We start from the raw sequence: 14,882 nt of genomic DNA, 5'->3' as shown, positions 1-14,882 counted from the left end.
GCTGGCTCGGGGTGACAAATTTTATTATCTCGAAAGATGGACCGAATCCAGTTAATCAAAATAACTGAACGTTTCTCCTTCTTTAATGTTCAACAAGGTTTCATAAATCAAGCGTATAACGTTCTCCACATCATCTTTATGAACGGTTTCCACTGTGGTGTGCATGTATCGTAGCGGCAATGAAATCAATGCAGAAGCAACACCGCCATTACTGTAGGCAAAAGCATCGGTATCGGTACCGGTATATCGAGAAGATGCATTGCGCTGGAAAGGAATCTTGTTGGCCTCTGCGGTTTCCAAGATACGCTCGCGCAACTTGTTCTGCACGGCAGGCGCATAAGAAATCACAGGACCGTCACCAATTTTGGTCTCTCCCTCCGTTTTTTTATTGATCATCGGGGTAGTGGTATCGTGACATACATCCGTTACGATCGCTACGTTCGGCTTAATGGTCTGCGTGATCATTTCGGCACCACGTAGCCCAATTTCCTCTTGTACGGAATTGGTAATGTACAATCCAAAAGGCAATTCTTTTTTGTTTTCTTTGAGCAAGCGTGCAACCTCAGCGATCATGTAGCCGCCCATTCGGTTGTCCAACGCTCGGCAAACAAATTTATCCTTGTTCAAAATATGGAATTGGTCGGGATAGGTGATCACGCAACCTACGTGAACGCCCATTTTTTCCACCTCTTCTTTATCCTTGGCACCTATATCAATAAAAATGTTGTCCAATTTTGGTGGTTCTTCCTTAGCCTTGTTCCTGGTATGTATGGCCGGCCACCCAAATACACCTTTTACGATACCATTTTTGGTATGGATGTCCACCCATTTGGATGGTGCAATCTGATGGTCGCTACCCCCGTTTCGGATAACGTAAAGCAAACCTTCATCGGTGATATAGTTGACGTACCAAGAAATTTCATCGGAATGCCCTTCGATGACCACCCTGTATTTCGCATCTGGATTGATAACCCCTACGGCAGTTCCGTAAGTGTCCGTGATAAATTCATCCACATACGGTTTTACGTAGTCCATCCAAATTTTCTGTCCTTCCCATTCATATCCCGTTGGGGATGGATTGTTCAGGTATTTTTCTAAAAATTCAAGGGATTTTTCGTTAATGATTTTCTCTTTTGACATGTATCTGATTTAGAACACAAACTTAAGAATATTCACTTTTATTTAATAGCCAAATCACACCTTTATACTTACTTTTGGCAAGACTTTTGAGAAAGAAATATGATGCTACGTATCTGTTTTTTAGTTATTTTCTTAACTATTTATGGCTTTGGATGGGCCCAGGAATCGAAAGGGGATTCCATTATAAGTCCAATGGATTCCATAGCCAATGATTCCATAGAGGACTACTATGTTCGGTTCGAAGGGGATTCCATTTTGATGAGTTCCATTGAGCTCGAAGAGGTCTATATTTTCGGAAAATTGGACTTTGCCAGTCGTGAGGATAAATTACGGTACTACATTCTTCGCCGTAAAACCTTAAAAGTATATCCCTATGCCAAATTGGCCGCCGAACGGCTGGTGGAGCTGAACGATAGTCTCCAACATATCAAAAAGCGTAGGCACCAAAGGCGATATACACGAAAGGTTCAAAAATATATAGAAGGTGAGTTTTCCGAAGAACTTAAAAAATTGACCCGTACCGAAGGGCAGATTCTGGTCAAACTGATTCACCGTCAAACAGGTACAACCGCTTTTGATTTGGTAAAGGATTTAAGAAGTGGTTGGAGGGCGTTCTGGTACAATACCACGGCCAGTTTGTTCAAGATCAGTTTAAAAGAAGAATTTCGTCCCGAAGAAGTACACGAAGATTATCTCATCGAAGATATTCTGCAACGGGCGTTTGCTGCAAGCCGATTGGAGCGGCAAAAATCCGTTCTGGACTATGATTATGCCCAACTTTCCAATAAATGGAAAAACCAACCGCCCAGCACGGGGAATTAGTCTTCTTGTTTTTTACCGAAAACAGCATCCATCACAATACTTACGGACCTAAATCCGAGGTAAATGGCCAAAATGGCGCAGATAATGCCTAAAATCAAAACAGGCCAATAAAAGGGGTGCCCCTCATTTTTGAATGCTTCGTAAATCAAAAATGGCCCCATAAACATGGCGAGTACCGTGTAGCCAAACGATTTTATTCCCTTTACCAGAAGTTCCTTGTTGGTATGCCTCATAGGACCAAAATAGGAATATTAGCTTATATTTAGAGGGAATAGCGCTAAAAATTGACCATGGAAATTCTAGTTCTCGGGGTTGTTGTCCTCTTCATCATAATTGCGACGGTAAAATTTAAAATGCACCCCATATTTTCTTTGACCATTGCCGCTGTGGCCTCTGGTTTTTTGTTGGGAATAGCACCTGGCAATATCATGTCCACCATGGCGGAAGGGTTTGGCAATACGCTTTCGGGCATTGGATTGGTCATTGCGTTCGGTACCGTAATCGGTATTTATTTGGAAAAGACTGGCGGCACTCAAGTGTTGGCCAATAGTATTTTAAAACTTATCGGGTTAAAACGCTCTCCCTTGGCCATCAATCTAGCTGGATTTGTCATTTCCATTCCAGTGTATTGTGATTCCGGGTATATCATTCTCTCTTCTTTAAATAAAGCTATCAGCAAAAAAACGGGTATACCTGCCTTGGTTTTTGCCATTGCCTTGGCCACGGGATTGTATTCCGCGCACGTTTTTGTGCCTCCCACACCGGGCCCCTTGGCGGCCGCGGCCATTTTAGGTGCAGATTTGGGAATGGTGCTCATCTTTGGACTTATGGTTGCCGTTCCGGTTTCTATCTCAGGATATTTTTGGGCACGGTTCATTGGCAAATCCTTACAAGAAGATGAAACTGCCAACGTACGGGAAGAAAAAGAGGTTGTTCACGCCACAGTAAAGCCTTTTCAAGCTTTTTTGCCTTTGCTTGTTCCTATAATTTTGATCGCAATGAAATCTATAGTGGATTACCCGACCCACCCTTTGGGTGAAGGGATGGTGTTCCAAGTTTTCAGTTTTCTGGGCAGCCCGGTAATCGCCTTATTGATTGGTGTTTTCTTTGCATTTGCCTTGGGAAGAAATGTTCCTTCGGATGAGAAAAAAGGATGGGTGCCCGAAGCGTTCAAACAGGCCGGGGCCATTGTGCTCATTACAGGAGCTGGGGGTGCTTTTGGTGCCATTTTACGGACCATGGACATTGCATCCATCATTAATTTGGAGTCCAGTACCGGAGTCGGTGGACTTTTGATTGCTTTTGCCATAGCAGCTGTGCTCAAAACGGCCCAAGGTTCCTCCACGGTTGCCATCATAACCACATCGGCAATCATTGCCCCGTTATTGGAGACCTTCGGGTTGGTATCCATTACCGATAAGGCCTTGGCGGTTCTTGCCATTGGGGCAGGGGCCATGACGGTCTCCCATATCAACGATAGTTATTTTTGGGTGGTGTCCCAATTTTCGAACATGAAGGTTAAAACGGCTCTACGGGGACATACCCTCGGTACGTTGGTTCAGGGAATTGTGGGCATTTTGATGATACTGCTGTTATATGCACTTGTATAGTTCCGGAGTTATTCGATTATAAGGCTGCGCCGATATTCCTGAACCACGGCAAAGTAGCCCAACGCAAAATCATTGGGGCTTTCCACATCGTCGATTACCGTAACATTCTCCGAACCCGTAATATCAAAAACGTTTCCGCGAACTGTGGCCACGGGTGTCTGAAAAGGCCCTCCACCATTGCCGGTCTGTTCCAATACCAAGTCCATATAATTGTAAAAGCCCCGTGTGGCCCCTAAAATGCTCACCGTTATTTCATCGCCGGGTTGGGTCTCTTCATCATAGAAAAAAGAAAATTCAAACTGTTGGCCCTGGAAAAACTCGTCTTCCACGGTTTGAAATTCACCGAACATAAAATCGAACACATAAAAGTTGTCTGTGCTCCCATCATCCGTAAATGTTACTTTGACCTCTGTTTGCTCTTCATCAAAAAATACTTCGTCACCTTGTTCCAGATTGTCAATAGGAACGGTCGGGGCATATTCGGTCTGGGCAAAATAATACTTGTCCTCATAATCGATTTCCAAAATGAATACCGTTCCCAGTTCGGCTGCCGATGTAGGTATGCGTTGGTCCGTTGGCAAATTGGGGTCTGGAATATATATTCCCGAGCCCGGTGTTTCCTCGACCAAGGATGATGTGGATAGGTTGTCAAATGTTCCTTCGTCGTTCAATTGGCCATAGGATATGGTCACGTTTTCGGCCTGCACGGGCTGGTTTTCTTCGAAAAAAATACTGCTGGTCCTAAGCCCTATACGGACATTTATGAATTGTTGTTCCTTGTCCACACGCAAAACGGCATCAACTACCAGTTTGGATTCTGTCTCTGATAGATCAACATCGACGACATCTTCACAGGAACCGAGTATCAGAGCAATAAAAATGAAGGTCAGTAGCTTTTTCATGCCGTTAAAATTTAAAATTATAGGTCACGGAAGGGATAATCCCAAAAATGGAGGTGCGAACGGCTTCGTTTCTGCCCGTATCCTCGTTCTCCCTAAAATTAATGGATGCCGCATTTTTACGACTGTAGGCATTGTAAATACTGAACACCCATTCGGATTGAACCCTCCTTTGTTTGTTACGTTTTGGTGTTAAAACAGCGGAAATATCCAGTCTGTGGTAATCGGGAAGTCGCTCTTTGTTCCTTAAGCCATAATAGGGCACGGTAATATCTTCAAACTCAAATTGACCGATGGGGTAATTGGTGGGTTGCCCTGTTTGATAGATAAAATTCGCATTGAAACTCCATTTTTCATTCAGCTCAAAACTACCATATACAGAAAGATCGTGGGTTTTGTCGTATGGCGTGTTGTACCATTGTCCCATGTTGATTCCGGTTTCCAAGTCGGACCTGCCCGGGGTCCTTTGTTCAGATTTCGATAGGGTGTAGGCCAGCCAGCCTGTAAATCGACCTTCATTTTTTCGGAGCAAAAGCTCCAGTCCATACGCTCTGGCCTCACCATTCAAGATAACCTGTTCTATGGCATCATTGGCAATTAGGTTGGCACCGTCTATATAATCTATCCTATTTTGTATGGTCTTGTAAAATGTTTCAGCTTCCAAGCTGTAGGCACCTTCTTTGATATTTCTAAAATATCCGATGGCATATTGGTCCAACAGCTGTGGTTCCACAAACGGGCCACTGGGTGTCCATACATCCAACGGTGTAGGGGAGTTTGTATTTGAAATAAGATGGAGGTACTGTGCCAATCGGGTATAACTGGCCTTGATGGAATTATTTTCCTTAAAGGTGTAGGACATTGAAATCCTTGGTTCCAGATTAAAAAAGCTTTTGAGTGTTTCGCTCCTGCCCGGATTTATGGTATCTATCGGGTTTGCTTCTCCATACGTCTGGGTAAAAGCATCAAATTCCACGGGATTATCATCCGCATACACAAAAAACTCATCCTGTCCGAACCTGCTAAATTGACTTGCCCTTAGACCATATTCCACGCTTAGGTTATCCGTGATTTCATGTTCCACATCAATATAAGCGGCGTTTTCGTTGGCGTATTTTTTTGTAAGCTGGTCTTCCACGATTCCGGAATCCGGGCTGTTGGGCACTATTTTCCCTGGATTGAAAATATAGTAGATGCCGTTTATCCCGTAATTCAACTGGAGTTTATTGCTTAGGTAGTGCTTTAGGTCGTACTTCAAGTTAAAGTTTTGGATGCCAGAATTCCACTCAAATCCCACAAAATCAAGCTCAAGGCCATAATAATAATCGGAATAAATAAGCGATAGATTGGAAAAGAGTTTATCGGAGAACAAGTGGTTCCATCGCAAATTGCCAACGGCATTTCCATATTCGTTCACAAAACGGTCACTTACATTAAAAAGGTCCCTCCCAAAATATCCGGAGAGAAAAATGCTATTGTTCTCGTTGATTCTATGGGTTATCTTGGTATTGAGGTCATAGAAATAGGCCTTGTTCTCAATATCAAATAATGGGAGGAACAAATGTGCATACGATGCCCTTCCACCAGCTAAAAACGAAGTTTTGTCTTTTTGTATGGGGCCTTCAATCAATAATCTACTTGCTACGGCACCTATGCCGCCGTTTACTTTGAATTCTTTGCTGTTCCCCTCCTTTTGAAAGATATCCAGCACAGAGGATACCCTTCCTCCATATCGTGCAGGGATTCCACCCTTAAAGAGTTTTACATCCTTTATCGCGTCCGGATTGAATACCGAAAAGAAGCCGAACAGGTGGGAGGAATTGAACACCGTTGCCTCATCCAAAAGGATAAGGTTTTGGTCGGCAGCACCGCCGCGAACATTAAAACCGGAAGAAGCTTCGCCGGCACTGGTGACACCTGGTAAAAGCAAAAGCGATTTTATCACATCGGACTCACCTAAAACTACCGGGATTTCCTTGATTGTATTGGACGACAAAGAGGTAACGCTCATCTGGGGTTTCCGAATGTCGAGTTTTTCCACGTTGTCGGTGACCACGACTTCCTGAAGTTCCTCGGTCTTTTCGGTCAGATTAAAATCTAGCTTTATATTTTGGTCCAAGGTGATGGTCCTTACCACTTCTTGAAAACCCAAATAGCTCACTATGATTTGATATTCGCCCTCGGGAAGTGTGATGGAGTAAAAACCGTACTCGTTGGTCGTGGTTCCCGTTTTTAATTCCGATACGGCAACCGTTACCCCAATCAGGGATTCGTTGCTGGATGCTTCAAAAACAGTACCGCTCAGGGTATATTTTTCTTGGGCTTGGATTACAAAAAAATGCCCAAACAGGGCTAGCAAAAATGCAAGATAATGTCTGGGCATTCGATTGTTTTTTTAAAAGTAACCATTTATCTGGCACCGAAAAAACGAATGTAGCCACCTAAGATTATTTTAACATTATTATAGGATAAAATAAAAGGCAGCCGATTGTAGGGCTGCCTTTTTATTGTCATTTATGTTTATTTTGATTATCCAATGGAATTCAAAATGTTGTTTAAGGTTTCGCTGGGCCGCATGGCTTTGGATGCCATTTCTGGATTTGGCAGGTAATATCCTCCAATATCCACGGGCGAACCTTGTGCATCTATCAACTCTTGTGCAATTTTATCCTCGTTGGAGGACATGGCATCGTACACTTTGCTGAATGTGTTTTTAAGTTCCCCGTCCTTGTCCTGTTTGGCCAATTGCTCCGCCCAATATAGGGCAAGGTAGAAGTGGCTTCCACGGGTATCTATTTCATTCACCTTTCTGGATGGTGACCTATCTTGGTTCAAGAATTCTTCGGTTGCTTTGTCCAAGGCATCGGCAAGTACCTGGGCCTTTTTATTGTTGTTCTTTTCCCCAAAGAATTCCAAGGAAACGGCCAATGCCAAGAATTCACCGAGGGAATCCCATCGCAAGTGACCTTCTTCCAAAAATTGCTCCACGTGTTTGGGAGCAGAACCTCCGGCACCTGTCTCAAACAATCCTCCACCGTTCATTAAGGGCACAATGGACAACATCTTTGCACTGGTTCCAACTTCCAAAATAGGGAAGAGGTCGGTCAAGTAGTCCCTCAACACATTTCCTGATACGGAGATGGTGTCTTTTCCTTCTTTCATTCGCTTCAAGGTGAACTTGGTCGCTTCGATGGGGGAAAGGATTCTAATGTCCAGCCCTGAGGTATCGTGGTCTTTTAGGTAAACGTTTACTTTTTTGATCAATTCGGCATCATGGGCCCTGTTTTCATCCAACCAGAAAACGGCCGGGGTACCTGTTGCCCTTGCCCTGGAAACGGCCAATTTTACCCAGTCCTGGACCGGGGCATCCTTTACTTGGCACATTCTCCAGATGTCGCCTTCTTCCACAGCGTGCTCGATCAATGTTTCACCAGCTTTGTTGACAACTTTTACGGTGCCTGCTTGCTCGATTTCGAAGGTCTTGTCATGGGAACCATATTCCTCTGCTTTCTGCGCCATCAAACCTACGTTGGGAACCGTTCCCATGGTTGTGGGGTCGAAAGCTCCATGTTCCTTGCAAAAATCGATAGTGGCTTGGTACACGCCAGAGTAACTACTGTCTGGAATGATAGCTTTTGTATCTTGAAGCTCACCGTTCTTGTCCCACATTTTACCAGAATTTCGGATCATAGCGGGCATGGAGGCATCGATGATCACATCACTTGGCACATGAAGGTTGGTAATGCCCTTATCGGAATTTACCATGGCCAAATCAGGTCCGTTTTCAATGCTTGCTTTTATGGCGTTTTCAATTTCCTTGTGCTGGTCTTCTGGCAATTTCCCTATTTTATCGAAAAGGGTTTCCAGTCCGTCGTTCGGGTTGATTCCCAGTTTTTCGAAAGTATCGCCATAGTTTTTGAACAGTTCGGCGAAATATACTTCCAATGCATGTCCAAAAATGATGGGGTCGGAAACCTTCATCATAGTGGCTTTAAAGTGCAATGAAAGCAAAATACCTTTTTCTCTTGCATCTTTGATTTCCTTGGTCAAGAATTCCACCAATGCTTTTTTGCTCATCACTGTGGCATCGATAACTTCACCTTTTATAAGCGCAAGTTTGTCCTTGAGTACGGTTGTGCTGCCGTCCGACCCCACTAATTCAATACGAACTTCATCCGCATTGGATAGGGTCAAGGATTTTTCGTTGGATTTAAAGTCTCCATGCGACATGGTGGCTACATGGGTCTTGGAATCCGAAGACCATTCGCCCATGGTGTGCGGATGTGCCTTGGCGTAATTTTTTACGGCTTTTGGTGCGCGTCTGTCCGAGTTTCCTTCGCGGAGCACTGGGTTAACGGCACTGCCTTTTACTTTATCGTATTTGGCCTTAATGGCTTTTTCCTCGTCCGTTTTTGGCTCATCGGGATAATTCGGTAGCTTGTACCCTTTTTTTTGTAGTTCCTCAATGGCTTCTTTCAATTGTGGAATTGAAGCACTGATGTTTGGAAGTTTTATAATGTTAGCCTCGGGGGTTTTTGCAAGTTCCCCTAAAATGGACAAATCGTCGGGTATTTGCTGGTCCTTGGTCAACAATTCCGGAAACACGGCAGCGATTCTACCGGCCAAAGAGATGTCTTTGGTCTCTACTTCGATATCGGCGGTTTCGGTGAAAGATTTTACTATGGGTAAGAAGGATAATGTTGCTAAGGCGGGTGCCTCGTCTGTTTTGGTATAATAAAGTTTAGCCATTTATATGTATTTGTTTGAGCGGTTGCAAATATACAATATATGGACGGTGAAGTACGAATGGAAGTGACTAAAAGTGTGGGTATTTGGTGATAATTTGTTAAAAAACAAAAGCCATTTCCTTGTTTTTACCAAGGAGATGGCTTTCAGAATGGACTCAAGATTTGTTTGGTGGTACCAAAACTGTAACCGATTTGATTACATCTTTTGCCCTTTCGACGTTTGCTTTGCCATGTTCTTAATTTTTCAATTAATCTACATTTTGCAAAGTATACTGCTATATTCCTAAATTTTATCAAAATGGAAAATTGCTCTTCCATCCGCACATAAAATCTATTATTTCTCATCGGGTCTCGCCAAAGCATTCACCGGTTCGAAATTCCTTTTGTGATCAGTAGTGTTACCAATTAAAAGGGAATCTACAGTTTTAAAGAACGTCAACTTTAAATCGATATCATTGTGATGGTATCGCAATCATATCTTTGTCTAAAGTAGGTTGTAAAATCAAATTTTGCAATTTTGCAAGGCATTAAAAATCAACACGATATGAACCATGGTTATTAACAATTGTTCATAAAAAAAGCACCCTGAAAAGGGTGCTTTTTAATGTTGTTGGAATAAGGATTATCCCTTAACTTCTTTAATACGGGCCTTTTTACCGGTAAGACCTCTAAAGTAGAAGATTCTTGATCTACGTACTTTACCTTTTTTGTTTACTTCAACTCTTTGCAAAGCTGGCATGTTTACCGGGAAAATTCTTTCCACGCCTACCGTACCGGACATTTTGCGAATGGTAAAAGTTTCTGTTGCACCGCTTCCTCTGCGCTGTATCACAACACCTTTAAAGAACTGGGTACGTGTTTTTTCACCTTCCTTGATTTCGTAATAAACAGTGATGGTATCACCAGCTGAAAATTTTGGAAATTCTTTTTTTGGAACAAATTCGTCTTCAACAAATTTTATTAAGGATTCCATTGTATGTGTTTTAAATGTTTTTGCAAAACCAACTTACACGGATTTCGTCAGAGGTTAATTTTGAGATTGCAAAAGTAATCTAATATTTAGAAATAGCAAGTTGTTTTTTGCCTTTTTGAGTTATTTTTCCAAAAGATCGGGCCTTCTTTCCTGTGTGCGTTCCAGAGCTTGTTGTTCCCGCCATTTTTCAATTTTGGGAAAGTTGCCGCTCAACAAAATTTTGGGCACTTCCATTCCTTTGTATTCAGCGGGCCGGGTGTACACAGGTGGCGCCAACAAATTATCTTGGAACGTATCCGTTAGGGCAGAGGTTTCATCATTCAGTACGCCGGGCAACAATCGAATTACCGCATCGCACAAAATGGCTGCTGCCAATTCGCCTCCGGAAAGCACGTAATCACCAATGGAAATTTCACGTGTCACGAACATGTCCCTCACCCGTTGGTCCACACCTTTGTAGTGGCCGCAGAGCACAATGATGTTCTTTTTCATTGAAATCTCATTGGCCATCCCCTGATTCAAGGTTTTTCCGTCCGGGGTCATATAAATGACCTCGTCATACTCCCTTTCCGATTTGAGTTGGGAAATACATTTGTCGATGGGTTCTATCATCATCACCATGCCGGCACCGCCGCCAAACTGATAATCGTCCACTTGTTTATAGTTTCCGGTGGTGTAGTCCCTTAAATTATGAAGGTGCACCTCTACCAGATCCTTTTCTATGGCCCGTTTTAGGATGGACGCTTCAAAAGGACTTTTTAAAAGCTCGGGGAGTACGGTAATGATGTCAATCCGCATGGACATTGTTGCTGTGTATTGATTTGCCGCAAAAGTAATGAATGCCGGCAATAACTACCCTATAAAAAGAAAGGCTTCCGAAAAGGAAGCCTTGATTCTTATTTTTTCTGCTTGTTGAGTTCGTCCTGAAGCTGTCTGCTTATTTTCTGCTCGCGCTCCAGAGCTCTTCTTCTATGATTTTGATATTCTTCTTCCAGCTCGGCAAGGGCCGATTTGGCCTCCTGCGTTAAAAAGTTGCTGTTTCTAAATCTGTATATAAAGAATAATAGGAGCAACAAGAGCCCAAAAATAATGGACCACAATATAAAATTGTAGGTTCCCTTGCTGATTAGCATACCAAAGAACGAAATACTGTCTTTTTCCTCGGTTACACTGTTCAATTTATTGGTGGTTTCCTGCAGTTTGCCGTTCAGGTCCTCTATCTCTGCATCGTTCGCCGTAATGGTCGCGGATAAGTCCTTGATGGTCTTATTGGCGGTCTCGATGGAATCAAATACGTTTTCTTTTGTTTTATATAGGTCGGTAATCTTCACCACCTCGTATTGGATACCATTGGCCCTATAATTGCCCGACTTACGTTCCAATTCCTCAAACTGGCCCCTAAGGCTGTTGTCAGTTTCTTCTGTTGATTCTTCTTCCTGTGCGTGTAAGGACAGGGCAGGGATGAGTAAGGCTAAGGCAAATAAAATGCGTAAATGCTTCATGTTCAATAATGTTCTCGTATTAAATATAGATTAAGGGTGGGGCGAAATTACATCAATATACCTAATTTAAAAAAAGAAAATCAGTTCAAAGAACAATTCGTGCCCCATTAATAATACGTATAACGCCTAACTTTTGCGATATATTTTGCCAATCGTACAACTTGATGCGAATAACCATACTCGTTATCGTACCAAATATACAATACGACATTTTTTCCGCCGGGAGCTACAATAGTGGCCTTGCTGTCATAAATTGATGGCGCTGAGGTACCTACAATGTCCGAGGAGACCAGTTCGTTGCTCAGCGCATACTTGATTTGCTCCACCAAGTCACCTTCCAATGCATATTTTTTTATAATGGTATCAATGCCCTCTTTTGATGTTTTGTTCTTGACCTCTAAGTTTAAGATGGCAAGTGACCCATTGGGTACGGGAACCCTTATGGCGTTCGAGGTCAGTTTTCCCTTTAGCGATGGCAATGCTTTGGCAACTGCCGACCCTGCACCTGTTTCCGTAATCACCATGTTGAGCGCTGCCGCACGGCCACGACGGTACTTATTGTGCATATTGTCCACCAAATTCTGGTCATTGGTATAGGCGTGGATGGTCTCCAAATGCCCTTTTTTAATGCCCAGGGAATCCTCGATGACCTTTAGGATAGGGGTTATGGCGTTGGTAGTGCATGAAGCCGCCGAATATATTTTGGTCTTGTCCGGATCAAAATCCTTGTGGTTTACACCGTGGACGATATTGGGCACCTCTTTTCCGGGGGCGGTCAACAACACCTTGCTGGCCCCTTTTGATTTTAAATGACGGGACAGTTCCTTGTTGTCCCTAAACGCTCCGGTGTTATCGATAATCAAGGCGTTTTGGATGCCGTATTGGGTATAATCGATATCTTCGGGTTGATTGGCATTGATGATTTTTACGGTTGTACCATTAATGATGAGTGCTTGCTTTTCCATATCAACATCAACAGTTCCGGTAAAAGGTCCGTGAACCGAATCGGTCTTAAGGAGTGCGGCCCTTTTTTCCAAAACTTCCTTGTTCATTTCGCCGCGGACTACAATGGCACGCAATCGTAACTGACTCCCTCGGCCCGTTTTGGCCATAAGTTCGCGCGCTACCAAACGGCCAATTCGGCCAAAACCATACAGCACCACATCTTTTGGATTTATGGCTTTGGAGGTTTGGGCTCCCTTTAGTTTATCGATAACAAAGGCCTTTACATTTAAATGGGCGTTCTGGCTGGAATTATACTCGTAGGTCAATTTGCCGATATCGAGTTTGGCAGGAGGGAGGTTAAGATCGTTGATGGCCCGTAGGATTTCCACGGAATCAAAAATGGACATGGGTTTTTGAACGAATTCACCTGCGTATTCGTGCAGGTTGATGATGTCGCTCACGTTCTTGTCGATGATTTGATTTTTGAAGAGAACCACTTCGATGGCCTTGTCGTACCAAAGGTCGCTTATGATTTTTATGAATTCGGTAGTGGCTTTGCGTCTATCTGCCTGAAAGGCAAGTTCTTTTTCGTAAGATAAATTGTTGTTCATGGATGATGGTTGCGGTTGTGATGATTAATTTCGTGGCTAAATTATATATTTCAAACGTTTTCGTAAAACAAAACGAATATAAAAAAGGCGCCTTTTTACGGACGCCTTTAAGTGTTTTTTCAGCACTTTTTACTGAAGTATCATATGTTCTTTTTCACCATCTTCATTGATCATGGTGAAACTGGTTCGTCCATATCGGGACAATTGGCCAAAGCGTTGCTTGGCATCATCAATATTATTGATGGGTTCACCATCCAATTCAACGATGACCTTGTTGGTCAAACCATATCTAGAGTAACCTTGGGGAACATCAATAATCTTAACGCCTTTGGATACGCCAAACTTCTTTTTGTCCTCTTTGGTCAAGTTTTTGACTTTAAAAGAAGTAGCTGGTAGAATAATGCTGTTCTGCTTTTTCAAGGTTACATTTTTTACCAGATTTTCGCCATCTCGGTCCAATGTTACTTGTACCACATCGCCGGGCCTTTTGGAATTTAAATACCCTGTAAGTTCAGAGAACTTGCCAATATTGACGTTATCCACTTTTTTAATGACGTCACCTTGCATTATACCGGCCTCATCGGCGCCGGACTCTTCTTCCACGCCTGCCACATAAACACCTTCAAGCTCATCGAGCCCCATTTCAATAGCTTGTGGAGACCTGGTATTTGCAGCGGAAATACCCAACAGACCTTTTTGGACATTACCGAACTCCATAATATCCTCCACGACCTTTTTGGCAATATTACTGGGAACCGCAAAGGCATAGCCTACGTAGGAGCCTGTTTGCGAGGTGATGGCGGTGTTTATGCCTATAAGATCACCATTGGTGTTCACCAAAGCGCCACCACTGTTTCCCGGGTTGACCGCGGCATCGGTCTGTATAAAGGATTGTGCGCCGGTTGGGGAAAGTGACCGTGCTTTGGCACTCACTATTCCAGCAGTTACGGTAGAGGTAAGGTTGAAGGGGTTGCCAACGGCAAGTACCCACTCGCCAATTTTCGCATTGTCGGAATCCCCGAAAGCCAAATAGGGAAGAGCATCCTCGGCATCTATCTTTAAAAGGGCGATGTCCGAGTCGGCGTCGGTTCCGATTACTTCGGCCTCGTATGATTTGTTGTTGTTCAATACCACTTCCAGTTGGCTAGAGTTGGCGATTACGTGATTGTTGGTCACTATGTAACCATCTGGAGAAATGATCACCCCGGAACCGGTTCCTACCTGTGGGGTCGATTTACGTTCATACCCATAAAAGAACTCGGCAATACTGGACGGCCCCCTACTGCTCATGGTCATATTTTTTACGTGTACCACGGAATTCACCGTTTTTTCGGCCGCAGAGGTAAAATCAACCTCGTTGATACCTGCCCCACTGGCGGAAGTTTCCAGATTACTCGTGGTTACAAAAGGTGTTTCCTCTTGCGTAGTGACCCATTTATAGCTTTCTTTCTCAAAAAATAATTTGTAAGCTCCCAGTGTAATTGCTCCCGCAAATACAGATACAAGGAATAAACTAGCTATTTTCTTCATAATTCATTAACAATTTAACATTAAGCTTTATCAAAATTAAAAGTTTTCAATTTTTGGCTAAGTCGGTTTAACGCTGTTTTAACTCCAAAAAAAACCTTAAAA

12 protein-coding genes are annotated in these 14,882 nt (G+C 43.2%); 2 read left to right on the top strand and 10 right to left on the bottom strand.

The features are described from left to right. Nucleotides 1-51 precede the first annotated feature (51 nt). Complete coding sequence (locus GVT53_RS08915) at nucleotides 52-1,140, bottom strand: M42 family metallopeptidase (RefSeq protein ID WP_166248327.1); 1,089 nt, start codon at nucleotides 1,138-1,140, stop codon at nucleotides 52-54. A gap of 102 nt (nucleotides 1,141-1,242) precedes the next feature. Between GVT53_RS08915 and GVT53_RS08910 the strand changes: the two genes are divergently transcribed. Beyond that, nucleotides 1,243-1,962: a DUF4294 domain-containing protein gene (locus tag GVT53_RS08910; RefSeq protein WP_166250448.1), complete on the top strand. Its 720-nt coding sequence runs from the start codon at nucleotides 1,243-1,245 to the stop codon at nucleotides 1,960-1,962. Here GVT53_RS08910 and GVT53_RS08905 read toward each other — a convergent pair. Further along, a complete protein-coding gene (locus tag GVT53_RS08905) occupies nucleotides 1,959-2,195 on the bottom strand; it encodes a DUF6095 family protein (protein ID WP_166248326.1) in 237 nt (78 codons plus the stop codon). The genes GVT53_RS08910 and GVT53_RS08905 overlap by 4 nt on opposite strands. A 57-nt stretch (nucleotides 2,196-2,252) precedes the next feature. On the opposite strand from GVT53_RS08905, the gene GVT53_RS08900 reads away from it, so the two are divergent. Continuing rightward, complete coding sequence (locus tag GVT53_RS08900; protein WP_166248325.1) at nucleotides 2,253-3,572, top strand: GntP family permease; 1,320 nt, start codon at nucleotides 2,253-2,255, stop codon at nucleotides 3,570-3,572. Nucleotides 3,573-3,580: 8 nt separating this feature from the next. Here GVT53_RS08900 and GVT53_RS08895 read toward each other — a convergent pair whose 3' ends face one another. The 8 genes from GVT53_RS08895 to GVT53_RS08860 form a co-directional block, all read right to left on the bottom strand. Beyond that, a complete protein-coding gene (locus GVT53_RS08895) occupies nucleotides 3,581-4,474 on the bottom strand; it encodes a DUF4249 family protein (protein ID WP_166248324.1) in 894 nt (297 codons plus the stop codon). Nucleotides 4,475-4,478: 4 nt separating this feature from the next. Further along, nucleotides 4,479-6,854, bottom strand: coding sequence for a TonB-dependent receptor (locus GVT53_RS08890; protein ID WP_166248323.1), 2,376 nt, complete (start codon nucleotides 6,852-6,854; stop codon nucleotides 4,479-4,481). 146 nt (nucleotides 6,855-7,000) lie between these two features. Continuing rightward, entirely contained in the window at nucleotides 7,001-9,220 is a 2,220-nt protein-coding gene (locus GVT53_RS08885; RefSeq protein ID WP_166248322.1) for an NADP-dependent isocitrate dehydrogenase, read from the bottom strand. 621 nt (nucleotides 9,221-9,841) lie between these two features. After that, nucleotides 9,842-10,192, bottom strand: a complete 351-nt coding sequence (gene rplS / locus GVT53_RS08880) for a 50S ribosomal protein L19 (protein WP_014031354.1) — start codon at nucleotides 10,190-10,192, stop codon at nucleotides 9,842-9,844. 120 nt (nucleotides 10,193-10,312) lie between these two features. Then, nucleotides 10,313-10,990: a tRNA (guanosine(37)-N1)-methyltransferase TrmD gene (gene trmD / locus GVT53_RS08875; RefSeq protein WP_166250447.1), complete on the bottom strand. Its 678-nt coding sequence runs from the start codon at nucleotides 10,988-10,990 to the stop codon at nucleotides 10,313-10,315. 98 nt (nucleotides 10,991-11,088) lie between these two features. After that, nucleotides 11,089-11,694, bottom strand: coding sequence for a tRNA (guanine-N1)-methyltransferase (locus GVT53_RS08870; protein WP_166248321.1), 606 nt, complete (start codon nucleotides 11,692-11,694; stop codon nucleotides 11,089-11,091). A 107-nt stretch (nucleotides 11,695-11,801) separates the two neighbouring features. Further along, entirely contained in the window at nucleotides 11,802-13,250 is a 1,449-nt protein-coding gene (locus tag GVT53_RS08865; protein ID WP_166248320.1) for a glyceraldehyde-3-phosphate dehydrogenase, read from the bottom strand. A 129-nt stretch (nucleotides 13,251-13,379) separates the two neighbouring features. Further along, nucleotides 13,380-14,780: a S1C family serine protease gene (locus tag GVT53_RS08860; protein ID WP_166248319.1), complete on the bottom strand. Its 1,401-nt coding sequence runs from the start codon at nucleotides 14,778-14,780 to the stop codon at nucleotides 13,380-13,382. Nucleotides 14,781-14,882: the final 102 nt, after the last annotated feature.

Origin of the sequence: Flagellimonas oceani, assembly GCF_011068285.1 — a bacterium.
GTDB classification, from domain to species: domain Bacteria; phylum Bacteroidota; class Bacteroidia; order Flavobacteriales; family Flavobacteriaceae; genus Flagellimonas; species Flagellimonas oceani.
Note: the sequence above shows the minus strand (reverse complement) of the source record. Positions and strands in the feature narration are given on the sequence as shown.